This is a genomic window from Streptomyces sp. NPDC001568 (genome assembly GCF_042893755.1).
In the GTDB taxonomy this organism is placed as follows: domain Bacteria; phylum Actinomycetota; class Actinomycetes; order Streptomycetales; family Streptomycetaceae; genus Streptomyces.
In genome coordinates, this window is record NZ_JBIAVF010000009.1 from 231,276 (window position 1) to 254,934 (window position 23,659).

Sequence of the window (23,659 nt, forward strand, 5' to 3'; positions counted from 1 at the left end):
GCAAGCTGGGCGTAAATAACGCAAGCGATTTGCGTGGACGAGGGAATTCCGCTGAGGCCGAAGCCGACCTACGGTGCTAGTCATGCGGTTCCTCCCCACCAGCGCTCGGCGCCTCGGGCTGCCCAGACGGGCCGTCTCCCAGATCCTGCTGACCCAGCTGGCCCTCGCGGCCGGGGTCCTCGCGCTGGCCACCGGACTGTTCCTGGCACCGCTGAGCGCCCAGCTGGACGACCAGGCCATGCGCCGCGCGCTGGCCATCGCCCAGAGCGCGGCGGCGGACCCGTCGCTGGCCGCGGACCTCCTGGGATCGGGCCCGGCGGCCGACACCCCCGTCCAGGCCGCCGCCGAACGCATCCGGCGGGCGACCGGAGCCGAGTACGTGGTCGTCCTCGACCTGAACGGCATCCGACGCTCCCACCCGAGCCCCGACCGGATCGGGCTCCCCGTGTCCACCGACCCGGGCGACGCACTCGCCGGCCGTGAGGTGATGGAGATCGACGAGGGCACCCTGGGTCGGTCCGCCCGTGGCAAGGTCCCGCTCGTCGCAGCCGACGGGGAGATCGTCGGAGCGGTGTCGGTCGGCATCGCCTACGACAACGTCCGCGACCGGCTGGTCGGAGCCATCCCCGGTCTGCTGGCCTACGCCGGCGGCGCCCTGGCGGCCGGCGCGCTCGCCGCCTACCTGCTCTCCCGCCGGATCCACCGGCAGACCAGGGACCTGGCCTTCTCCGACATCGCCGGCCTCCTCGCGGAGCGGGAGGCGATGCTCCACTCCATCCGGGAGGGCGTCATCGCCCTCGACGGGAAGGACCGGATCCGGCTGGTCAACGACGAGGCCGCCCGACTGTTGGGCCTCAGCCCGGACACCGCGCACACCCTCGCCGGCCTCCCCCTCGACGAGGTGCTCGGCGCCGGCCGCACCACCGACGTCCTGTCCGGCCGCGTCACCGGCCGCGATCTGCTCGCCGTCCAAGGGCCCCGCGTCCTGGTGGCCAACCGGATGCCCACCTCGGACGGCGGCGCCGTCGCCACCTTGCGCGACCGCACCGAACTGGAGCACCTGGGCCGCGAGCTCGACTCCACCAAGGGTCTGATCGACGCCCTGCGCGCCCAGGACCACGAACACGCCAACCGCCTGCACACCCTGCTCGGCCTGCTCGAACTGGGCCTGCACGAGGAAGCCGTCGAGTTCGTGACCGAGGTCGTGGGCGTGCACCGCACCACGGCCGAGCAGGTGACCGAGCGGGTCCACGACCCCCTGCTGGCAGCCCTGCTGGTGGGCAAGGCGACGGTCGCCGCCGAGCGGGGCGTCCCGCTCCGGCTCGCCCCGACGACCCTGCTCCCCGACCGGCTGGTGGATCCCGGCGGCCTCGTCACCATCCTCGGCAACCTGGTCGACAACGCCCTGGACGCGGCGGCGGGCTCGGCGGCCCCCCTGGTCGAGGTCGACATCCGCGCCGACGGCCGCAGCGCCGTCCTGCGGGTGCGCGACAGCGGCCCGGGCATTCCCGCCGGGCACCGCGAGGCGGTCTTCACGGAAGGCTGGTCCACGAAGCAGCCCCGGGCCCACCGCGAACGCGGGCTCGGCCTCGCCCTCGTACGCCGCCTCGCGGAGCGGCAGGGAGGCAGCGCCCGGGCCGGTGAAGCAGCGGACGGAGGGGCGGAGTTCTCCGTCGTACTCCCGGAGGCCCTGCGGTGAACGAGACCCCGATGCACGTATTGGTCGTCGACGACGACGTGCGTGTTGCCCGGATCAACGCGGCCTACGTGGCGAAGGTTCCCGGGTTCCGGGTCGCCGCGCAGGTCCATTCGGCGGCCGAGGCACTGGAGTTCCTCACCGCCCACCCGGTGGACCTGGTCCTCCTCGACCACTACCTACCGGACGAGAACGGCCTCGACCTGGTCCGTCGGCTGCGTCAGCGCGGCCACCACACCGACGTCATCATGGTCACCGCGGCCCGCGACCTGACCACCGTCCGAGCGGCCATGCGCCTCGGCGCCCTCCAGTACCTGGTCAAGCCGTTCACCTTCGCCGGTCTGCGCGGCAAGCTGGAGGCCTACGCCACCCTCCACCGCTCCCTGGCCGGGGGAGGCGAGGCCGAACAGGCCGAGGTGGACCGGATCTTCGGCGCGCTCGCCACGGCCGGAACCCCCAACGAGCTGCCCAAGGGCCACTCCCCCACCACCGCGGAGCTGGTGCGCCAGGTCCTGCGCACGGCCGAGGGCCCCCTGTCCACCCAGCAGGTCGCCGACCGCGCCGGCATCAGCCGCCAGACCGCCCAGCGCTACCTGAAGCTCCTCGACCGCGCCGGCCGCGTCACCCTCGCCCTGCGCTACGGCGAGACCGGCCGCCCGGAACACCGCTACTCCTGGCAGCCGCCCGGCGGAGCCTGAACCGGTCGGGGACCCGACGCGGCCGGAAGCCCGACCAGCCGCCTATACCGCCCCTGCCCCCGTCAGGGAGCGGACCTCGGTCTGCGCGTGCTTGCGCTCGTCCGGCTCCTCGCCGGAGGTCACCGTGCCCAGCCATCCCGCCAGGAAGCCCAGCGGGATCGAGACGATCCCCGGGTTCTGCAGCGGGAAGTACTGGAAGTCCACCCCGGGAAACAGGGATTCCGGACTCCCCGAGACCACCGGCGACAGCGCCACCAGCAACACCGAGGGAAGCAACCCCCCGTACACCGACCAGACGGCCCCCCGCGTGGTGAACCCGCGCCAGAAGAGCGAGTACAGCAGCACCGGCAGGTTCGCCGAGGCCGCCACCGCGAAGGCGAGCCCCACCAGGAAGGCCACGTTCAGGTCCTGGGCGAGCAACCCCAGGCCGATCGCCACCGCACCGATCCCGACCGCCGCCAGCCGCGCCACCGTCACCTCGCTGCGCTGCCGGGCGTGCCGGCGCTTGAGGGAGGCGTAGAGGTCGTGCGCGACGGAGGCCGACGAGGCCAGGGTGATCCCGGCCACCACGGCGAGGATGGTGGCGAAGGCGATGGCGGCGACGAACGCGAACAGCACCGCGCCTCCCGTGGACCCGGCGCCCCCGCCGAGGAAGGCGGCCAGCAGCGGTACGGCCGTGTTCCCCGAGGCGTTCGAGGCCCGCACCGCGTCCGGCCCCACCAGCGCGGCCGCACCGAAGCCCAGCACGATGGTCATCAGGTAGAAGCCGCCGATCAGCCCGATCGCCCACACCACCGACCGGCGGGCGGCCCGCGCGGTGGGAACGGTGTAGAAGCGCGACAAAATGTGCGGCAGGCCCGCCGTCCCGAGCACCAGGGCGAGGCCCAGGCTCATGAAGTCGAAGCGGGAGGTCCAGTCGCCGCCGTACTTGAGGCCGGGGCTCAGGAAGCGGGTCCCGTGCCCGCTGCGGTCGGCCGCGGTCGTGAGCAGCTGGTCGAAGTTCCCGTGGAAGCGCAGCAGGACGAGGACGGTCAGGGTCACCGCCCCGCCCATCAGCAGTACGGCCTTCACGATCTGGATCCAGGTGGTGGCCCGCATGCCTCCGAAGGTCACGTAGACCACCATCAGCGCGCCGACCCCGATCACGGTCAGGGTCCGCGCCCCGGGCCCCGAATCCCCGAGCAACAGGCCCACCAGGCTGCCCGCGCCGACCATCTGGGCGATCAGGTAGAGCACCGAGACCACCACGGAGGAGGTCCCGGCGGCGATCCGTACCGGGCGCTCGGCCATCCGGGCCGCGACGACGTCGGCGAGGGTGAAGCGCCCGCAGTTGCGCACCAGTTCGGCGACCAGGAAGAGGACCACGAGCCAGGCGACCAGGAAGCCGACCGAGTACAGCAGGCCGTCGTAGCCGAAGAGGGCGATCAGCCCGGAGATCCCCAGGAAGGACGCGGCGGACATGTAGTCGCCGGCGATGGCGAAACCGTTCTCCAGCGGGGAGAACAACCGCCCGCCCGCGTAGAACTCCTCGGCCGAGCCGTGCCGGTTGCGACTGACCCAGGTGGTGATGCCGAGGGTGACGGCGATGAAGAGGCTGAACAGGATCAGTGCCAGGGTCTGGTGTTCGGTCGTCACCTGGCTTCCCCCCGGGCCCGGTTCCGCTCCTGGTCGCGTTCCTGCTCGAAGACCGTCCACCGCAGGTCGAGCGCGGCCCGGTCCCGCCGCAGTCGGGCGTGCCGGGCGTAGGCCCAGGTCAGCAGGAAGGTGCTGAGGAACTGCCCGAGCCCCGCCAGCAGGGCCACGTTGACCGCGCCCACCACGGGCCGGGCCATCAGGCCGGGCGCCGCCGTGGCGGCGATCACGTAGGCGACGTACCAGAGGAAGAAGCCGATGGTCGCCGGGATGACGAACCTCCGGTAGCGGCTGCGGACCTCCTGGAAGGCGGCGCTGCGCTGCACTTCCAGGTAGATGTCGGATGCGCCGGGCGCGGGGCGGTCCCCCGGGGCCTGGTGTGGCGGGACCGTTTCCTCAACCTCGCCCCAGCCCACGGCCAGTGCGTCGTACCAGGGGTCGTCCAGCCGGATCGTTCCGGCATCGCGACCATCGTGCTTGTCCACCGAACTCTCCTTGTCCGCCGCCGCATTGGCCGCGTGCCCACAAGGATGTGCGGAATGAATCGTTTCCGGACTGGTGTCCCGGTGCTCTTCACTCCTTCAGGTGATGGAGTGAAGAGCACCGGTGTGCCGTGGCACCGGAGGGTGTCCGCCCGGTCAGGCGTCGATGCGCGAACGGTCCAGCGTCGCCGCCGAGCTGGTGATGAACTCCTTGCGCGGAGCCACCTCGTTGCCCATGAGCAGGTCGAAGACCTGCTCGGCGCCGTCCAGGTCACCGATGTTGATCCGGCGCAGCGTACGGAAGCGGGGATCCATGGTGGTCTCCGCGAGCTGGTCGGCGTCCATCTCACCGAGGCCCTTGTAGCGCTGGATGGAGTCCTTGTACCGGATGTTCTTGCGCTGGTACTCCAGCAGGGTCTGGCGCAGCTCGTTGTCGGAGTACGTGTAGACGTACTTGTCCTGGCCGCGCTTCGGCTGGACGAGCTCGATCCGGTGCAGCGGCGGTACGGCCGCGAAGACCCGGCCCGCCTCGACCATCGGCCGCATGTACCGCTGGAAGAGCGTGAGCAGCAGGCAGCGGATGTGCGCGCCGTCCACATCGGCGTCGACGAGCAGGACGATCTTGCCGTAGCGGGCGGCGTCGAGGTCGAAGGTGCGGCCCGAGCCGGCTCCTATGACCTGGATGATCGCACCGCACTCGGCGTTCTTGAGCATGTCCGAGACCGACGACTTCTGGACGTTGAGGATCTTGCCGCGGATCGGCAGCAGCGCCTGGAACTCCGAGTTCCGGGCAAGCTTGGCCGTGCCGAGGGCCGAGTCGCCCTCGACGATGAAGAGCTCGCTGCGGTCCACGTCGTCACTGCGGCAGTCGGCCAGCTTGGCCGGCAGCGAGGAGGACTCCAGCGCCGTCTTGCGGCGCTGCGCCTCCTTGTGCTGGCGGGCCGCGATCCGGGTCCGGGCGGCCGCGACGATCTTCTCCATCACGGAGCGGGCCTGCTGCTTGTCGTCACGCTTGGTGGAGGTCAGGAAGGCCTTGAGCTCCTTGGCGACGACGGCGGCGACGATCCGGGTGGCCGCCGAGGTGCCGAGCACCTCCTTGGTCTGGCCCTCGAACTGCGGCTCGGCGAGGCGGACGGTGACGACGGCCGTCATGCCCTCCATGGCGTCGTCCTTGACCACGTCGTCCTCGGCGACGCGCAGCAGCTTCGCCGAGCGCAGGACCTCGTTCACGGTCTTGGCGACCGAGCGCTCGAAGCCGGACACGTGGGTGCCGCCCTTGGGGGTGGCGATGATGTTGACGAAGGACTTGACGTTGGTCTCGTAGCCCGTGCCCCAGCGCAGGGCGATGTCGACGCCCAGCTCGCGGGTGACCTCGGTCGGCGTCATGTGACCGCGGTCGTCGAGGACCGGGACGGTCTCCTTGAAGGTGCCCGTGCCGGTCAGGCGCAGCACGTCGCACACGCCCTTGTCCTGGGCGAGGTACTCGCAGAACTCGCTGATGCCCCCGTCGAAGCGGAAGACCTCCTCGGTCTTGCCGGCGCCTTCGAGGGCGCGCTCGTCGCGGACGACGAGGGTCAGGCCGGGCACGAGGAAGGCGGTCTGGCGGGCCCGCTGGTAGAGCGTCTCCAGGTTGAGCCGCGCGTCCTTGAGGAAGATCTGCCGGTCGGCCCAGTAGCGGACCCGGGTGCCGGTCTTGCCCTTGGCGATCCGCTTGACCTTGCGCAGGGCGTGGTCGGGGTCGAAGGGACCGTCGGGGCCCTGCTCGGTGAACATGCCCGGGACGCCGCGCCGGAAGCTGATCGCGTGCGTCGAGCTACTGCGGTCCACCTCGACGTCGAGGCGGGCCGACAGGGCGTTGACGACGGAGGCGCCGACGCCGTGCAGACCGCCGGAGGCCGCGTACGACCCGCCGCCGAACTTGCCACCGGCGTGCAGCTTGGTCATGACGACCTCGACCCCGGAGAGGCCGGTCTTGGGCTCCACGTCGACGGGGATGCCGCGGCCGTTGTCCCGGACCTCGACCGAGGCGTCCTCGTGGAGGATCACCTCGATGTGGTCGCAGTACCCGCCCAGGGCCTCATCGACGGAATTGTCGATGATCTCCCAGAGGCAGTGCATCAGGCCTCGGCTGTCTGTGGAGCCGATATACATGCCGGGGCGCTTGCGAACGGCCTCGAGGCCTTCGAGGACGAGCAGGTGCCGCGCGGTGTAGTTGGAACCGTCCCGGTCTGCTCCGGACAGCAGCGCGCTGGAAGGCACGGACGTGTCGGCGGTCACGCAGTTCGCTCCTCGCTGAATTTCTTTTCTGGCCCGGTCGGGCGCAGGGGTGGCACGAGTGCCGGTCCGAGGGTACCGAGGCCTGGTAGAGCCGATGCAACGCCACCCTCTCGCGTTCCTCAGCCTAGTGCAGATCCGCACGGGTGTTCGATCCCCCGGGAGGGTGAAGCAAACATCACGTTCCCTTCCAGGCATGAACCATTTAGTGTTCGGGCACGTCCTCATGCACAACCGGCGCTCACGCCGGGAGGACGGGAACTGCTACAAGCGAACGACTGACAACGCGAAACCGTAAAGCAACGCAATACGGCTCCTTCGCCGCCAACCGGCAACAGCCGGCCAGCTTCGGAAGGAAGTTTCGAGGAAAAGCCGCGAGCGGGAACGTTTTCGGCCTGGTTGGATGTTGACCCTGGTACGACAGCTCGTCGAGCTAGAGAAGAGGCGACGTGACTACTGTTCTGACACCCGCGACCCCGCTGACGGCCGCTGACCGATGCGACCGCTGCGGCGCCCAGGCATATCTGCGCGTCGTCCTGCTGAGCGGTGGTGAACTGCTCTTCTGCGCCCACCACGGGCGTAAGTTCGAGCCGGAACTCAAGAAGATCGCCGCGGAAATACAGGATGAGACCGAGCGGCTGACGTCCGCTCCGGTGGCCGCTGCCGCCGATACCGAGGACCGCTGACACTTAGGCCTGCGCCTCGCATCCGACGAGCAAGGACCGGCCCAGGCCGGTCGACGGGCGGTATCCCTGAGACCCAGGGATACCGCCCGTCCTCATGCCGGGGTACTTCAGCGCCTCCGGACACCCCCTCTGACGCACGCACCCCCCTGCGAAGGCGTGAGGGGTGCCTGGACGCCCTCCCGGCACCCCCGGGGTGTCTTCACACCGCGTCGGACCGCGCGCGCCCCTGGGAGCCGCTCACGAACTCGATCAGCGGGGCCACCCTGGTGTAGACGCCGGGACTGTCGGCCCGCCCGCAGCCGCGCCCCCAGGACACCAGGCCGATGAGACGCCCGCGGGCCACCAGCGGCCCGCCGCTGTCCCCCTGGCAGGCGTCCTTGCCGCCGTCGGGATGGCCCGCGCACACCATGGAGTCGGCCCGGTACTGGCCGTCCCGGTCCCCCGGGTACGCCCGCCGGCAGGTGTCGTCGTCCAGCACGGTGACCGGCGCCGCCCGCAGGCCGTGGGCGTAGTCGCCGAAACCGCTGGTGTCGCCCCAGCCGTAGACGGTCGCCCCGGTCCCGGGGTCGTACGCGCGGTCGCCCGCGCCCGCCATGGGGAGCACGTGATCGGCGGGTACCGCCTCGGCCAGCTCCAGGACGGCCAGGTCCCCGGCATTGCTCGCCGGGTCGTAGGCCGGGTTGACCCGGGCCGCGCGCACCGCGATCTCCCGGCCGTCGGCGGCGCGCAGCTCCGTCCGCCCGGTGATCACCCGGAAGTCGGCGACGGACGCCACGGGGCCGCCCAGCACCTGGCTGCCGAGGCAGTGGGCGGCCGTCACCACCGTGGTCGGGGCGACGACGACACCGCCGCAGAACTGCCCGTCACGGGTACCCCCGAACCGGTCACGGCTGGCGAGGGCCACCACCCAGGGGTTGTCGCCCGAGGTCACGGGCTTCCCGCCTATGACCACGCTGTCCGCGGCGGCCCGGGGCGTCTGAGTGAGCGACGCGGCAGCCGCTCCCGTCACCAGCGTCAGCGCGCCCGCCAGGGCACGGGCAAAGGGACGACGCATGAGGCCTCCTGACTCCGAGTGTGTATGACTCCACCCAGAGTGGTGTGCCCGGTGGCCGTGCGCACCCGCGCGGCCACCGGCGTACGCCCCTGCGGAACAGGTCCCGTACCGGACCCGTCCCGAGGCCCCGCCGCGATCCGATCAGTCCAGGTAGTCGCGCAGCACCTGGGAGCGGGAGGGGTGCCGCAGCTTCGACATGGTCTTGGACTCGATCTGCCGGATGCGCTCCCGGGTGACCCCGTAGACCTTGCCGATCTCGTCGAGGGTCTTCGGCTGGCCGTCGGTGAGGCCGAAGCGCATGGAGACCACGCCGGCCTCGCGCTCGCTCAGCGTGTCCAGGACAGAGTGCAGCTGCTCCTGCAGGAGCGTGAAGCTCACCGCGTCGGCCGGGACGACCGCCTCGGAGTCCTCGATGAGGTCGCCGAACTCGCTGTCGCCGTCCTCGCCGAGCGGGGTGTGCAGGGAGATCGGCTCGCGGCCGTACTTCTGGACCTCGATGACCTTCTCGGGGGTCATGTCGAGTTCCTTGGCCAGCTCCTCCGGCGTGGGCTCGCGGCCCAGGTCCTGGAGCATCTGGCGCTGCACGCGGGCGAGCTTGTTGATCACTTCGACCATGTGCACCGGGATGCGGATGGTGCGGGCCTGGTCGGCCATGGCGCGGGTGATCGCCTGCCTGATCCACCACGTGGCGTACGTGGAGAACTTGTAGCCCTTGGTGTAGTCGAACTTCTCGACGGCGCGGATCAGACCCAGGTTGCCCTCCTGGATCAGGTCCAGGAAGAGCATGCCGCGGCCGGTGTAGCGCTTGGCCAGGGAGACCACGAGGCGCAGGTTGGCCTCCAGCAGGTGGTTCTTGGCGCGCCGGCCGTCCTCGGCGATGATCTCCAGCTCGCGCTTGAGCTTGGGCGCGAGCTTGTCGGAGTTCGCCAGCTTGTCCTCGGCGAAGAGACCGGCCTCGATCCGCTTGGCGAGTTCGACCTCCTGCTCGGCGTTGAGGAGGGGGACCTTGCCGATCTGCTTGAGGTAGTCCTTGACGGGGTCCGCGGTGGCGCCGGCGACGACGACCTGCTGGGCGGGAGCGTCGTCCTCGTCGTCGGAGATGACGAAGCCCTTGTTCTCCCCGCTCTCCTCCTCCTCGTCCGCCTCGCCCTTCGCGGCGTCGGGCCCGTCCTCCGTGGACTCCCCGTCGGCCTCGTCGGAGTCCTTCTTGGCCGCGGTCTTCTTCGCCGCCGTCTTCTTGGCGGCGGTCTTCTTCGCGGGTGCGGCCCTCTTGGCAGCCGTCTTCTTCGCCGCCGTCTTCTTCGCGACGGGTTCGGTTCCGGGCTCCGCGGTGACCGCGTCGGCGGCGGCGTCCGTCGCCACGGGCTCGGCCGGACCGGCCTCGTCCGTCACGGTTCGGGGTGCCGTCGTCGTCGACGCGACGGTCTTGGTCGCCGTCCGCTTCGCGGGGCTCTTGGCCGCGACGCTCTTGCGGGTGGTGCGCTTGGGCGACTCCGCGGCACTGACCATCAGCGTCACACCCTCTTCCTCGAGGATCTGGTTGAGGCTGCGCAGAACATTCTTCCACTGGGTCGCAGGAATCTGGTCAGCCTCGAAGGCCCGACGCACGTCATCGCCGGCGATCTGCCCCTCGGCCTTGCCTCGCTCGATGAGCGCCATCACAGACTCGGAATCGGCGATCTCCGACGGGAGCGTACGGGATGTGCTGGCCGACACGAACAACCTCTCGGAACGATGGAAACGGCTTCCGACCCCGGCCTGGTGCTGGACCGGAGCCGACGACCACCGACTGGGGATGGGCCGGGGGCGCGGGCAGGGGCCGGGGAGCTGCACAGCATCCCCAAGGGCTGCTGTCTTCCCTCCGTCGGCCATCACCTCTTACGTCATCGCGTGACGTCGCGGAGCGTTACGCCCCATCTTGGTGGCCAGGGTCACACGAAGGCCCGACCGACACCGTCCGTACGCTCACACAGACGCGTCCGGGGGCTGCGAACGACCCCCGGACGCCGGTGTCGCCGGACCCGAAACGGGCCCGGCGACGGTGCTGCACCCCCGCGCCCCCGCGCGTCGGTGCGTCAGTGCTCGCGCGGGGCGGGGACCACGCGCTCGACCTCCGGATGCACCGTCAAGAGCTGACGCATGGCGTTCTCGGCTCCCATGGCGTCACCTGCGGCGAGGGCCTCGACCATCCGCGCGTGGTGTGCCACGCAGGTCTCGCTCGGTCGGTCGCAGGCGGTGACGGGGCTGCCGGAAACCTGGAGGGCGGCGGAGACGATGCCGGCGAGGTGTTCCAGCATGCGGTTGCCCGCGACCTGGATCAGCAAGGAGTGGAACTCGTGGTCGGCGCGACCGAAGGTGATCACGTCCCCCTGGCCGAGGGCGTGGCCCATGATCTCGACCATGTCGGCGAGGCGCTGCTGGACGTCCGGGCGGCCGTGCCCAGCGGCGAGGCGGGCGGCGAGCGGCTCGATCGTCAGGCGGAGCTCGCCCAGCTCGCGGCGCTGGTCGTCACGCTGCGGTCCGAAGGCGCGCCATTCGATGATGTCCGGGTCGAGGAGGTTCCAGTCGGCGACGGGGCGGACGCGGGTGCCCACGTTCGGGCGGGCGCTGACGAGGCCCTTGGCCTCCAGGACCCGCAGGGACTCCCGGACGACGGTGCGGGAGACCTCGAAGCGCTGGCCGATCTCCTCGGGAACCAGCGGGCGGTCGGCGCCGAGGTCCCCGGAAACGATCATCTGGCCCAGCTGCTGGACGAGTTGGCCGTGCAGTCCGCGGCCGCGGCTGCCGGCGGCTCGGCGGCCGACACGGCTCAACTCGACGTCGGCGCCGTCCCAGTGGGGCGGTCCGACCCGGTCGGACCCGGAGGTCTCCGCGAAGGGGTAGCGGTCGAGTTCGCCCGGGCCGGCGAGGCCGGTGTCGGCATGGCGGGCGGCGGTCATCATGGTGTGCGCAAGGGTACTCACGAATCCTTTGTCGGCCGCGCCTCCTTCACCCTTGAGGTCTTTGGTGAAAAGCACACGAAAGGGTGATCGGTGCCACCTACGCAATTGACGACTTATCGTAAAGAACCGGGCCTTTTGCGGGGAGTTGCGATCCGCTTCACGTGATGTCGAGCGATCCGGTCTTCCATGGTCCTCCGGACGTCGTCTCCCGCACCGGAACGGTCACCAACGGACTCGCGCACGCAGTCCTGTGAACCCATAGGCGCACAACAGGACCATCAGCGACAACACCAGTGCGGCGCCGACGGGTTGGGCCACCATCCGCAGCGCGCCCAGGACGAGCCGGTCGGCCTCCGGCGGCCACTGCCCCCAGGCCAGGTTCCGGAGCCGGGAGCCCAGTCCGCCCACCGGGTGGGCGGACGGCCCCTCCAGGGTCTTGCGCACCAGCGGTACGACCATCACCGGTACGGCGAGCACCGCGGCCATCCCCGCGGTGGCGGACCGGAACACGCCGGAGGCGAGCACACCGGCCCACGCGCAGCCGACGAGGAGCCCGGACCAACTCGCGGCCTGGGAGATCCACTCGGCGGGCGGGTGCAGGGGCGCGGTCGCGAACACGAGGCGCAGGGCCGCCGCGTCGGCGACGACGGCGAGGGCACCGAGCAGCAGCGCGAGGGCGCCGCCGACCACGAGTTTGGCGGTGAGCAGCCCCAGGCGACGCGGCACGGTGCCGCGGTCCGCGGCGAGCGCGGGGTAGCGGTACTCCTCGCCGAAGGCGAGGGCGCCGAGCAGTCCCGCGCCGATCGCGGCAGGGGGCAGCGGGAGCAACTCGGGCCAGGCCGCCAGGAGCCGCCCCTGCGGGGTGTGGCCCGCCCGGGCGAGCACGAGGGAGATGAGCACGGAGGCCACGACGACGGAAGCCACTGTCAGGAGGGGCGTGGCGGTGCCGAAGATCCGGCGGAGTTCGTAGCGCAACGGACGCAGCGGCCCGCCGACACGGCGTACCCCGGAGGTGGCCCGCCCGGGGTCCGCGTAGCGGGGGCGGGCGCTTCCCGAGCGCCTGACCTCGAGGTACCCGGGGCCGGGGTGCGTCGCTCCGGAACGCGGCTCTGCTGAACGAGGCGCCTCGACAGGCCCGGGGTGGGGGGCCGTCGCTCCAGGACTCCATGTCCCGGGGCGGTCGCCTGCGGGTTGCTTCGAGCCGGCAACGGCGGCTTCCGGCGCCGGGCTCGGATCCGCCGGGGCTCCCGCAGGCTCCCTCGCGCCGCTCTCCGCGCCGGAACCGGGGCCGATGCCGTGTCCCGGGAGCGAGTGGGGCGCCGGGCGGGGTGCGGCTTGGCCGCCGGGGCGCGCGTCGGCCCGGTTCGTGCTCGCCGACGCCTCGAAGCCCGCCCCGGCGCGGATTCGGGCGCCGACTTCGAGGCGCACCTCGGAGCCGACGTCCGACCGGGCTTCCGAGCGGGTCTCGGAGTGGTGTTCCGAGCGTCCGTCGGAGCGGAGTGGGGCGCCTGCCCGGGTGCGGGCCTGCGGAACGGGCGAAACCGCTGCTGCGGCGTCACCGACCGGCTCGACGTTGCCGACGTCGCCGATGTCGCCGGTCTGCCCCGTCTCGTCGGCGAGTTGGTGAACCAGGACGCCGTGGCGGAAGGCCGCCTCGCCGATCTCCGCGCAGCTGCTGCCGTACACCGACAGGCGGCTGCCGCTCTCCTCGACGATCTCCACCGCGCGCCGGTCCGCCCGCGCCTCGCGGGTCAACACGTCGGCCAGCCTCGCCGCGTGCGGGGTGCGCACCGCGACGCGCGGCCGCAGCCGGGTGCGGGCGAAGTCGGCGGCGTCCTGGTCGGCCACGAGCCGGCCCGACGCGATGGAGACGACCCGGTCGGCGTTGCCGGCCGCTTCCTTGGCGTCTCCGGTGGTGAACAGCACCGCGCCGCCGAGGGAGGCGTGGCCGCGCAGCAGTGCGTGCAGCCACGCACGCTCCTTGGCGGAGAGCCCGGCGCCGGGCTCGTCGAGGAGGAGGGTGCAGGGATCCGCGAGCAGGGCGGCGGCCAGCCCGACCCGGCGCTCCATGCCGAGGGAGAGCGACCCGAGCCTCTCGTCGCGCAGGCCTCCGATGCCGACGACCTCCATCATCGTGTCGGCGCGGGAGGCCGACACTCCGGCGGCGGCGCACAGCATGCGCAGCTGGTTGCGGACGGTCCGCGCCGGATGGCCGGGCACGTCGCCGAGGAGCACGCCGACCTCACGGCCGGGATGCGGGATCCGATGGAGCGGGCGCCCTCGGAAGTACGTGATGCCGCGGCCCGGTTCGAGTTCGAGCATGAGCCGCAGGGCGGTGGTCCTGCCCGAGCCCGGATCCCCGAGCAGGGCTGTCACGGACCCGGGGCGGGCCTCGAAGGTGAGGCCGTCCACGAGGGGCGGGAGTTTCCGACGGGGTGCGCTGGTAAGTCCAATGGCCTGGAGCATCGCTTCTCTCGCGGGGGGTGAGACCGCTCTGCGGCAGTGTGAGTACCGCAAGCAAGATAACGCGATATGTCCGATTTTCTACGTAGCCGGTCCGTGGGGAAACCGGTGTCGTAGCGGCTGGCTCAGACCTCGGGGCGCAGCATCGGGGGGTTGAGCAGGGTGGCGCCGCCGGCCCTGAACAGCTGGGCGGGCCGTCCGCCCTGACGGGTCGTGGTTCCTCCGGCGGGCACCAGGAACCCGGGGGTCCCGGTGACCTTGCGGTGGAAGTTGCGCGGGTCGAGAGCCACGCCCCACACCGCCTCGTAGACCCGGCGCAGCTCGCCGACGGTGAACTCGGGCGGGCAGAAAGCGGTTGCCAGGGAGGAGTATTCGATCTTCGATCGAGCGCGTTCCACGCCGTCGGCGAGGATCGTCGCGTGGTCGAAGGCGAGTCCGGCGGACGCCTGGTCGGGCGATTCCAGGAGTTCGTCGACCGGCGCCCAGCGGGCGCTGTTGGCGTCGCCGCCGGCGCGTGGGGCGGGCAGGTCCGGGGCCAGCACCAGGTGGGCCACGCTGACCACCCGCATGCGGGGATCCCGCTGCGGATCACCGTAGGTGGCGAGCTGTTCGAGGTGCGCGCCGTTCCCCGCGTCGGGGGCCGCCGGATCGTGGGCGCACAGCCCGGTCTCCTCGGCGAGTTCCCGGGCCGCGGCACCCGCCAGGTCCTCGTCCCCTCGGACGAAGCCTCCGGGCAGCGCCCAGCGTCCCTGGAACGGCTGCTCGCCCCGTCGCACCACGAGCGCGCAGAGCGCGTGGCGCCGCACGGTGAGCACGACCAGGTCCACGGTGACGGCGAAGGGCGGATAGGCCGACGGGTCGTAGGGCGACATGCCGCGATCATAGTCGTCTGCCTGACGATAAACAGGGCTTTGGTGATCCCGGAGACCGTGATCTGGAACCCAGCGGCCATCTTCCCGATCACATCGGCCCCGTGGAGGCGTCGAGCGGCACTCGCCACACCTGCGACCCACCGGCGATCCCGGCCGGTGGGATCCGGTGCGGGCCACCGCAGGAGGCGGGGTCGGGAGCGTCCGTGACCGTCCGCGCGGTGGGTGCGGGTACCGAACGCCCCCCACCCGTCAGTGTTGCGAGGTCCCGGCCTATCCGCCCAGTTGGAGCACATCGGCGGCCTCCTCCACCATGCCCACGCCGAGCCTGCTGATCCGTACGGTGAACGCTTCCCCGGCGACGCGCAGGCCCGACAGGCGCAGGGCGCCCAGTGGCGCCCCGGCCGGCGGAGCCACCGCGACCGTCGCCGCCGGGGCGTCGGGTCGGATCCCGGCGAGGGCCGTCAGCGCGTGGATCCCGGCGGCGGCGGCCACCGCGGCGGGCCTGCAGGCGGTCGGGTGGGGAAGCGGGGCGCTGCCGGCGGTGCGCTGCTCGGCGGCGTACATCTCCGGCAGGCGGTAGCCGAAGGTCTCCGCGGCGTCCAGCAGGCCGCGGAGCAGTCCGGCGGCTTCCTTCTCGAAGCCCGCCTGGACGAGGCCCGCGACGGCGACGGCGCTCTCATGGGCCCTGACGGCGCCCGACCGGTGGCCGAAGGGATTGTGGCCCGGCTCCCGGGTGGCCATGCTCCGCAGTCCCCACCCGGAGTCCATGGCGGGGGCTCCGAGGAGCCGGGCCAGTTGTTCGGTACGCACCGGGTCCAGCAGGCCGGGGGCGAGCCGGCCACCGCCCAGCAACCCGGTGTCCAGCAGATGTGCGGCGGCGCCGGTGAGCCGGGGCAGCGGCCGCCCGTCGGGGTGCAGGGCCGCGGCGGGGCGGCCCCCGTCCGGTCCGTCGATCCAGAAAGCCGCCCGAAATCTCGCTCTCAGCTCGGCGGCCCGTTCCCGCCATTGCGCGCCTCCGGGTCGACCGCACGCGTCGAGCAGGTCGGCGCCGAGCAACGCGGCCCGATGTGCGTGGGCCTGGGTTTCCAGGCGCCGGGGTCCCGGTTCGGGGTCGGCGAGGAAGCCGTCCTTCCCGAATGCTCCGCGCAGCCAGTCCAAGCAGCGTTCGGCGGCGGGGAGCAGACGGGCCACCTCCTCCTCGGGAAGCCCCCATCGCCGCGCCTCGGCCAGGAGGGTCGGGAAGCCGAGGGTGGCCTCCGTACCGGTGCATCCCGGCGGCAGCTGCGGTCCGGCGGCGCGCAGGGGGCCGGGAATCTTCCCCGCGTCGGCGCCGGTGCCGCCGGTTTGGCTCCGGGCGAGCGTCCGCAGCGTGGCGGCGGCCAGTCCGGTGCCGAGCGGCAACGCCATCCGCGCGGCCCAGAGCGACTCCGCCGGGGCCAGACCCAGCCGCCACGGCGCTCCTGCCGCCACGAAGGCGTCGGCGGGCGACTCCGGGTCCCTGAGGAGCAGGGCGCCCAGGTCGTCGAGGCTGGTCCGGAACCAGGCGTCGGCCCTCGGGTCGTCGCCTTCGGCGCGGGCCGCGGCGAGGGGGTTCGCGACCCGTCCCGCCGGCGCCCTTCCGGTGCGGTCGTGCGTCGTGCGCAGTCCGATGGCACGGGACTCTCCCGGCGCCAGGTCCAGTTGCCACCGCAGGAGTCCGGCGGAGGCGAGGGCGTCGTCGGGGGCGGGTTCGGCGGTGGTGACGGCCAGCGCCTCACCTGCGCTCCAACGCAGTCCGGCGGCGTGGACGGCCGCGGGCAGCTCGGGCCCCGGTCTACCCGCTGCCACCGTGGCCAGTTCGGCCAGGTCGGTGCCGAGGAAAACCTCCACGGTGAGTCGCATCGGGCGGGCCGCGAAGCTGCGCAGAGTGATCCGCTCGGTGCCGTCGGCGTGCCGGACGCGCTCCACTCCGATGTCGGGGTCGGGTCCGGGTTCGAAGCCGGTGCGGACGGTGGCGGCGAAGGCGGCCCGGTCCGCGCCGAGGCTGCGCCCTTGGACGGCGACCGGATCCCGGCCGGCGACGCGGAGCACGCAGCGGGACAGGAGCCGTCGCCCGGCACGGTAGATCCCGTCGATGCCCCTCCCGGTGAGCTGGCCGTGCTCCGGGGAGATGGCCAGGCAGGGTGCGGAGACGCAGATCAGGGCGCCGTGCACGGGGGGAAGATCGGCCCGGCGGGCGCCCGGGTTCCCGGGTCCCGGCGTGCTCGGCCGGCCGGGACCGGCTCCCGGCGCTTCCACCGCACCGGGGTGCCCGTCGGCGGCGCCGGGCCCGTCCCCGGGTACCGGGCTCGGGCGCTCGCCCGATCCCCCGGGCTGCCGGCGGGGTCCTGGCGGGGTCGCAGCGTGTTCCGGAGGGGGAGGCGACGCGGGGTCGCCGGGCGGCGGACCCGCGTCGGGGCGCGCCCCGGACCGGGGTGAGGTTCCGGGGGGCCGGTGCGGGGCGCCCGGGGGGCCGGCCTGAAGGGAGGTGGGGGGCCCGGTGGGGTCGGTCCGGGGTACGGGGGGAGCCATGTGCCGCCTTGTCTGCGCTCCGGCCGGTTCGGCTGGGCGGCAGCGCGGCCGGGCCCCCACCGCCCTCCAGGGGAACGCCCCGGCCCCCACCCGGGTCACGGGCCCCGGTGGTGACTGGCCCCGCAGCGCGGGGCGAGCTGGGCGCAAGGCCGCACCCACCGCGTCCCTGAACCACCGGACGCCGCTGTCGCGGCACGAGCCGCGTCGGGCGCTCACTGTCCGCTCCCCTCGGTGCTACGGGACTCGGTGCGGCGGGACCCGGGGCGCCGGGACTCCGCACGGCGGCCGGTTCGGCGGCCGGGCGGCCGGGTGGTGGCGGCAGACCGCTTGCGGCGCGGCTCGCGACGACTGCGTTCCTCCCGCAGGCACTGCCGCAACCCCTCCGGGTCGATGCCCTCGTTGCAGGCGTGGTGGAGCAGTTGCGCGAAGCGGTACTCGGAGTCGGCCCGCAGCGCGAGCCCGAGCGCGATCCGTGCGGTCGGCTCGTCCCCGGTGGACCAGGAGACCCAGCCCGCCAGGGTGAGCGGGGCCGCCGCGTGTTCTCCGTACGCCCCGACGCAGCGCCGGGCCAGGGCTCGCCACAGCCTGAGGGCGGGGGCGGCCTCATCGTCCTCCATCCACTCGGCGGCGATGTCGCGGATCTCCCGGTCCTGGAGGCCGAGGATCACGGCCGCGGCCTCGTCGTGGCCGAGCAGCGCGTCGTCGCGGTCGTCGGCGCGGACTCCCGCTTCGGTGGGCGGGGCGAGCGCCAAACGCCGCATCAGGGTCTTGGCCACGGAGAGGGTTTCGACGCCGACCTCCTCGCGGGTCGCGCCGTCGAGGATCTTCGGCACCAGGGCGACGGCGGCGCGATCCAGTGCGGCCTCCTGGTCGGCGACGGGCGCCCCCCGCAGGGGCGCGAACCGGTCCTCGATCTCCTGCAGGGAGCCCCGCACCTGGAGCCCGGCGTAGGTCGCTGCCGCGGCCATCACCGAAGTCCCGGACGGGTTGAGGGGTTTGCCCTCGGCGGGGCAGCAGTCGGCGTCGTGACAGGTGTAGGACCAATAGCGGCCGGCCGAGAGGCACAGGGCCTCCAACACGGGCACGTCCAATGCTCCGCAGGCGATGCGCAGCCGCTGGGCAAGCGGGTGGAGCCGGGTCATGACCTGGCGGCCGCTCTCCCCCTCGCGCGGGTCCTGGGAGAGGAACACCACGATGCCGTCGGGCTTGGAGCCGCGCCGTTCACTGCCGCGGACCAGACATTCGGCGACCTGGCGGGCGGTCTCCTCCCATTCGACGGGCGAGAGGGGAATGCCGACGCGGAGCCGGCCGCCGAAGCGTCCTCCTTCGCCGTGCACGGCGACCATGACGAGGGAGTCCGTCGGGTGGAAGCCGAGCATGTAGGGCAGCGCGTCGGCCAGTTCGGCCGGGCTGCGCAAGGTGATCGGGGATGGGGTCGGGGTTCCGGACGGGCTCGGTGAGGGACGGCCGGACTGGCTGGGTGATTCGTGGTTCTTCGTCATGCGTCGACGGTCCCGCGCCCGGCCCGATCACGAAACCCCTGTGGATAACTCGCCATTCATCCGAGTTTCAACATCCACAGGTCGAGAGCGGCCCGGGCACGATGTCGGCGACATCGGGTTCCATGGACGCATGCACACACATCGCGCGCACTCGGCCGGCTCCGCACTCGACATCCCTCCACCCCTCGATCGCCCACGCGTTGAGGGTCGTCGCGCCCCCATCGGCCGTCGGCGCATGGAGGCATCCGTAGGTGCGAGGGCCGGAACCGCCGTCGACCCGATTCCGCCGTCGGGTGCCGGACCCCGCCTCAGAGCCGCTCATCCTCCGGGGACTTGCCGAGCGCCGTCACCACGAGGGCAGCCGCCGCGAGCCCGCCACCCCACCACATCACGGCGTTGACCCCGGCGCCGTCCGCCGCCAGCCCTCCGACCAGCGCCCCCAGGGCGATGGCCCCGTTGAAGACGCCGACGAACAGGGCGGACGCGGACTCCCGCGCCTCGGGGGCCGAGGACAGCAGCCAGGTCTGCGTGCTGACCGACACCCCGCCGTAGGCCAGCCCCCACACCACGAGCAGCACGCCGGCGGTCAGGACGGAGCCGCCGAACACCGGCAGCAGCGCGACCGTGGCCGCCAACGCGGCGCTGATCACCAACAGGGTGGAGCGGGGTGAGCGGCCCGCGCCCGCACCGGCCGCGAAGTTGCCGGCCACGCCGGCGACTCCGTACACCAGCAGCAGGGTGCCGATCATCCCGGCGCTCACCCCGGAGACCTCCTCCAGGACCGGGCGCACGTACGTGTAGGCCGCGAAGTGGCCGGTGACCAGGAGGGCCACCACACCCAGACCGGTCCGCACCCGTGGGTCGGCGCACAGACGCAGGACACCGCCGAGCCGGACCTCCTGCTCGGCGGGCAGCGGTGGCAGCGACACCGCAAGGGCGACGAGCACCACCAGCGCCAGTACGCCCACCGTCACGAACGCCGATCGCCAATCGGCGAGTTCGCCGATGTACGTGCCGGCCGGGACACCGAGCACGGATGCCACCGCGATACCGCTGAAGATGAGGGAGGTCGCGGACCCGATCGACTTCGGCGGCACCAGCCGCACCGCCAGGCCCGCCGCGATCGTCCAGACACCGCCCATGCCGATACCGACCAACACGCGGGCGGCGACCATCACGGCGAAGTCCGGCGCCCACGCGGCGAGCAGGTTGCCCACCGTCAGCACGGCCATCAGCGCGCACAGCACCGTCCGCCGGTCGAACCGCCCCAACAGCGGGGTCAGGAGCGGCGCGGACACCGCACCCACCAGGCCGGTGATGGTCAGGGCCAGCCCCGCGGTGCCCTCGGTCACCCCCAGGGCGTCCCCGATCGGCGTCAGCAGGCCCACGGGCAGCATCTCCGACGTCACCACCGTGAACGTCGCGCCCGCGACCGCCGCGACGCCCAGCCGGCCACGGGTCGCCGACCGTTCGGACACCCCGCCGGGGCCTGCGTTCTTCTCAGTCAGTGCCATGGCAACCAGCCAATCCGCTCCGACCTGCGGGAACAACAGCCGATCTCTCATCCTTCGATGAGCAGGACTACTCGATCCGTCCGCGCCCGGCACACCGCGGACGCGGGCGCCGAGCAGAGGGGAACACCATGGAGGGAGCGGCATGAGCGGTGTGGAGATCCGCGAGTTGGAGGCGTTCCTCGCCCTCGCCGAGGAGTTGCACTTCGGCCGGGCGGGCGAGCGGTTGTACGTGTCCCAGAGCCGGATCAGTCAGCTGCTGCGATCACTGGAGGGACGCATCGGTGCCCGGCTCGTCGAACGCACCAGCCGCCGGGTGGGGTTGACCCCGCTGGGTGAAAGCTTCCTGGCCGGTCTGCGCCCCGCGTACGATGCCCTGCGCGCCACCGTCGACGAGACCCGGGCCGCCGCGCGGGGAGGGGGCGGGGTGCTGCGCATCGGCTTCCAGGGCACGGTCGACGACCACCTGAATCGGGCGATCGCCCGATTCGGCGACCGGTACCCGGGCTGCGCGACCGAGATCGCCGAGATCCCGCTGTCCGATCCCTTCGGGCCGCTGCGCCGCCAAGAGGTGGACTGCGCGGTGGTCCTGCTGCCGGTGACCGAGGAGGACCTCCTCCTCGGCCCGGTCTTCTCCCGACAGCCCCAGACCCTCGCCGTGTCCGTCCGGCACCCGTTCGCCGCCCGCGAGTCGGTGCACGCCGAGGAGTTCGCGGACTGCCGACTCATCGGTATCGACGGCCCCGCCCCCGACTACTGGCGGCGGGCCCAGGCGCCGGGGCGGACGCCGGGCGGCCTGACGGTGCCGGCGGGCCCCCGCGTGAACACGCTCCAGGAGGGGCTGAGCCTGACGGCGGCCGACCGGGGCGCCATGCTGCTGTGCCGGTCCACGGCCGACTACCACGGGCGCCACGACTCGCTCACGTTCGTCCCGGTGCGGGGTCTGCCCGACTCCGAACTGGGCCTCATCAGGAGCCGTGCGCGTCCCTCCGCGCAGGCGGAGGCCTTCGCCGCGGCGCTCGCGGAGGCGGTCGGTACGGACGCCTGACGGTGGGCACGGCCCCGCAACGCAGGCGAACGACCCGCCCCGCCCCACCTCAGCCCGACGTCGCGAGGACCAGCGGCAACACCTGCTCGGCGCCGGCCTGCCGCAGCAAACGGGCGGCGACGGCGAGGGTCCAACCGGATTCGGTGGAGTCGTCGATGAGCAGGACGGGCCCGGGAGCCGCCGCCAGTGAGGCCGCCAGCTCATCGGGTACGGCGAAGGCCCCGGACAGGGCCCGCAGGCGCTGGGCGGAGTTGCTGCGGCGTGCGGCGTGGGCGCCGTCCGGCCCGGTGTACGTCAGGCTGCCCAGGAACGGGAGGCGGCCGACGGTCGCGACGCCCTGGGCAAGGGAGCCGACCAGCTGCGGTCGGGTCATCGACGGTACGGCGACGACTCCCACGGGCCGGGCCGTGGCGTCCTGGACGTTCGGCGCCCAGCCGCCCGCGGAGCGCGCCCAGTCGGCGAGGACGGCCACCGCGGCCTGCAGGACGTCATCGGGGACCGGGACGTCGGGAGCGGTGTCGGCGAGGAGCGGACGCAGCCGGTTGCCCCAGCCGATGTCGGACAGACGTCCCAGGGCCCGCCCGGTGGAGCACTGCTCCTTGGCCGGAATGCGGCCCTTGAGGTTGACGCCCAGCGCCGGCATGCCCGTCGGCCACATCCGGCGCGGCTCGACCTCCACGCCCGGCCGGTCCAGTTCCCTGGCCGCCCCCGTCAGGGTCTCCGCCGACACCGAGGAATCCGCCCAGGTACCCGCGCAGTTGTCGCAGCGGCCGCACGGGACGGCGCCTTCGTCGTCCAGCTGGCGGCGCAGGAACTCCATCCGGCACCCGGTCGCGCTCACGTAGTCCCGCATGGCCTGTTGCTCGGTGGCCCGCTGGCGGGCGACCCAGGCGTACCGCTCGGAGTCGTACGTCCACGGCTGACCGGTGGAGGCCCAGCCCCCCTTGACCCGCTTGACCGCCCCGTCGACGTCCAGGACCTTGAGCATGGTCTCCAGCCGGGTGCGGCGGAGGTCGACCGCGGCCTCCAGGGCCGGTACGGACAGGGGCCGTCCCGCTTCGGCGAGGGCCGTCAGGGTCTGCCTGACCTGCGCCTCGGGCGGGAAGGCGGTGTCGGCGAAGTAGCGCCAGATGGCCTCGTCCTCCTTGCCCGGCAGGAGCAGCACGTCCGCATGCTCGACGCCGCGGCCGGCGCGCCCCACCTGCTGGTAGTAGGCGATCGGCGAGGACGGCGAACCGAGGTGGATCACGAAGCCGAGGTCGGGCTTGTCGAAGCCCATGCCCAGTGCCGAGGTCGCGACGAGCGCCTTGACCCGGTTCTCCTGGAGGTCGGTCTCGGCCTGGAGCCGGTCGGCGTTCTCCGTGCGCCCCGTGTACGAGGCGACGCCGAAACCGCGCTGTCGCAGGTAGGCGGTGGCCTCCTCGGCGGCGGCGACGGTGAGGGTGTAGATGATCCCGGAGCCCTGCAGTTCGTCGAGGTGCTCGGCGAGCCAGCCCAGCCGGTGCGCGGCGTCCGGCAGCTGGACCACGCCCAGCCGCAGGCTCTCCCGCTCCAGCGGGCCGCGCAGCACCAGCGCCTCGCCGGCGCCGGTGCCCAGTTGCTCGGCCACGTCCGCGGTGACCCGGGCGTTGGCGGTCGCGGTGGTCGCCAGCACGGGCACGCCGGGGGCGAGCTCGGCGAGCATCGCGCGCAGCCGGCGGTAGTCGGGGCGGAAGTCGTGGCCCCAGTCGGAGATGCAGTGCGCCTCGTCGACGACCAGGAGGCCGGTCGTGGCGGCGAGCTTGGGCAGCACCTGCTCGCGGAAGTCGACCGAGTTGAGACGTTCCGGGCTGACGAGGAGGACGTCGGTCTCGCCGCGCTCGACCTCGTCGTAGATGGTGTTCCACTCCTCCGGGTTGGCGGAGTTGATCGTGCGGGCCTGGATGCCGGCCCGCGCGGCCGCCTCGACCTGGTTGCGCATCAGGGCCAGCAGCGGCGAGATGATCACGGTGGGGCCGGAGCCGCGCCGGCGCAGCAGGGCGGTGGCCACGAAGTACACCGCCGACTTTCCCCAGCCGGTGCGCTGCACCACCAGGGCCCGCCGTCGCTCCTCCACCAGGGCCGCGACCGCCTGCCACTGGTCCTCACGCAGCCGCGCCGACCCGCCCGGGGCGCCTACGAGCTCAGCGAGGATGGCATCGGCTTCGGTACGGAGCTCCAGGGTGGTCATGCCCCCATGCAACCCGATGGCAGGGACAATCGGCCAACTC

16 protein-coding genes are annotated in these 23,659 nt (G+C 72.7%); 4 read left to right on the top strand and 12 right to left on the bottom strand.

Annotated elements, in window-relative coordinates; genetic code table 11:
- Positions 1 to 82: 82 nt before the first annotated feature.
- Positions 83 to 1,699, top strand: coding sequence for an ATP-binding protein (locus ACFY0I_RS18750; RefSeq protein ID WP_388896687.1), 1,617 nt, complete (start codon positions 83 to 85; stop codon positions 1,697 to 1,699).
- Between the two features lie 11 nt (positions 1,700 to 1,710).
- Entirely contained in the window at positions 1,711 to 2,394 is a 684-nt protein-coding gene (locus ACFY0I_RS18755; RefSeq protein WP_388896894.1) for a response regulator, read from the top strand.
- 42 nt (positions 2,395 to 2,436) lie between these two features.
- Here the strand turns inward: ACFY0I_RS18755 and ACFY0I_RS18760 are convergent, their stop codons facing one another.
- The 3 genes from ACFY0I_RS18760 to ACFY0I_RS18770 form a co-directional block, all read right to left on the bottom strand.
- Positions 2,437 to 4,029, bottom strand: coding sequence for a cation acetate symporter (locus ACFY0I_RS18760; RefSeq protein WP_388896690.1), 1,593 nt, complete (start codon positions 4,027 to 4,029; stop codon positions 2,437 to 2,439).
- On the bottom strand, positions 4,026 to 4,511 hold the full coding sequence (locus ACFY0I_RS18765) for a DUF485 domain-containing protein (RefSeq protein WP_388896693.1): 486 nt from the start codon (positions 4,509 to 4,511) through the stop codon (positions 4,026 to 4,028). Before ACFY0I_RS18765 ends, ACFY0I_RS18760 begins: the two co-directional genes overlap by 4 nt.
- 153 nt (positions 4,512 to 4,664) lie before the next feature.
- Positions 4,665 to 6,785, bottom strand: coding sequence for a type IIA DNA topoisomerase subunit B (locus ACFY0I_RS18770; protein WP_388896696.1), 2,121 nt, complete (start codon positions 6,783 to 6,785; stop codon positions 4,665 to 4,667).
- A 446-nt stretch (positions 6,786 to 7,231) separates the two neighbouring features.
- On the opposite strand from ACFY0I_RS18770, the gene ACFY0I_RS18775 reads away from it, so the two are divergent.
- A complete protein-coding gene (locus tag ACFY0I_RS18775) occupies positions 7,232 to 7,468 on the top strand; it encodes a hypothetical protein (RefSeq protein WP_362877969.1) in 237 nt (78 codons plus the stop codon).
- Between the two features lie 199 nt (positions 7,469 to 7,667).
- Here the strand turns inward: ACFY0I_RS18775 and ACFY0I_RS18780 are convergent, their stop codons facing one another.
- The 8 genes from ACFY0I_RS18780 to ACFY0I_RS18815 all read right to left on the bottom strand — a co-directional run bounded on the left by ACFY0I_RS18780 (position 7,668) and on the right by ACFY0I_RS18815 (position 20,365).
- A complete protein-coding gene (locus ACFY0I_RS18780) occupies positions 7,668 to 8,522 on the bottom strand; it encodes a S1 family peptidase (RefSeq protein ID WP_388896699.1) in 855 nt (284 codons plus the stop codon).
- Positions 8,523 to 8,663: 141 nt separating this feature from the next.
- Positions 8,664 to 10,238 (bottom strand): RNA polymerase sigma factor, encoded by a 1,575-nt coding sequence (locus tag ACFY0I_RS18785; RefSeq protein WP_388896701.1) that lies wholly within the window; start codon positions 10,236 to 10,238, stop codon positions 8,664 to 8,666.
- A gap of 359 nt (positions 10,239 to 10,597) precedes the next feature.
- The gene (locus tag ACFY0I_RS18790; RefSeq protein WP_388896703.1) at positions 10,598 to 11,539 is read right to left on the bottom strand and encodes a FadR/GntR family transcriptional regulator; all 942 of its coding nucleotides are present in this window, start codon (positions 11,537 to 11,539) and stop codon (positions 10,598 to 10,600) included.
- 147 nt (positions 11,540 to 11,686) lie between these two features.
- A complete protein-coding gene (locus ACFY0I_RS18795) occupies positions 11,687 to 13,876 on the bottom strand; it encodes an ATP-binding cassette domain-containing protein (RefSeq protein WP_388896705.1) in 2,190 nt (729 codons plus the stop codon).
- A 176-nt stretch (positions 13,877 to 14,052) separates the two neighbouring features.
- Positions 14,053 to 14,799, bottom strand: a complete 747-nt coding sequence (locus ACFY0I_RS18800) for an NUDIX domain-containing protein (protein ID WP_388896708.1) — start codon at positions 14,797 to 14,799, stop codon at positions 14,053 to 14,055.
- A 270-nt stretch (positions 14,800 to 15,069) separates the two neighbouring features.
- Positions 15,070 to 16,992, bottom strand: coding sequence for a glycogen debranching N-terminal domain-containing protein (locus ACFY0I_RS18805; protein ID WP_388896711.1), 1,923 nt, complete (start codon positions 16,990 to 16,992; stop codon positions 15,070 to 15,072).
- A gap of 569 nt (positions 16,993 to 17,561) precedes the next feature.
- Positions 17,562 to 18,851, bottom strand: a complete 1,290-nt coding sequence (locus ACFY0I_RS18810; protein WP_388896713.1) for a DUF4192 domain-containing protein — start codon at positions 18,849 to 18,851, stop codon at positions 17,562 to 17,564.
- A gap of 308 nt (positions 18,852 to 19,159) precedes the next feature.
- Positions 19,160 to 20,365: an MFS transporter gene (locus ACFY0I_RS18815; protein ID WP_388896715.1), complete on the bottom strand. Its 1,206-nt coding sequence runs from the start codon at positions 20,363 to 20,365 to the stop codon at positions 19,160 to 19,162.
- Positions 20,366 to 20,507: 142 nt separating this feature from the next.
- On the opposite strand from ACFY0I_RS18815, the gene ACFY0I_RS18820 reads away from it, so the two are divergent.
- Positions 20,508 to 21,410: a LysR family transcriptional regulator gene (locus ACFY0I_RS18820; protein ID WP_388896718.1), complete on the top strand. Its 903-nt coding sequence runs from the start codon at positions 20,508 to 20,510 to the stop codon at positions 21,408 to 21,410.
- A 49-nt stretch (positions 21,411 to 21,459) separates the two neighbouring features.
- Here the strand turns inward: ACFY0I_RS18820 and ACFY0I_RS18825 are convergent, their stop codons facing one another.
- Positions 21,460 to 23,619, bottom strand: a complete 2,160-nt coding sequence (locus ACFY0I_RS18825) for a RecQ family ATP-dependent DNA helicase (protein ID WP_388896720.1) — start codon at positions 23,617 to 23,619, stop codon at positions 21,460 to 21,462.
- Between the last annotated feature and the right edge of the window lie 40 nt (positions 23,620 to 23,659).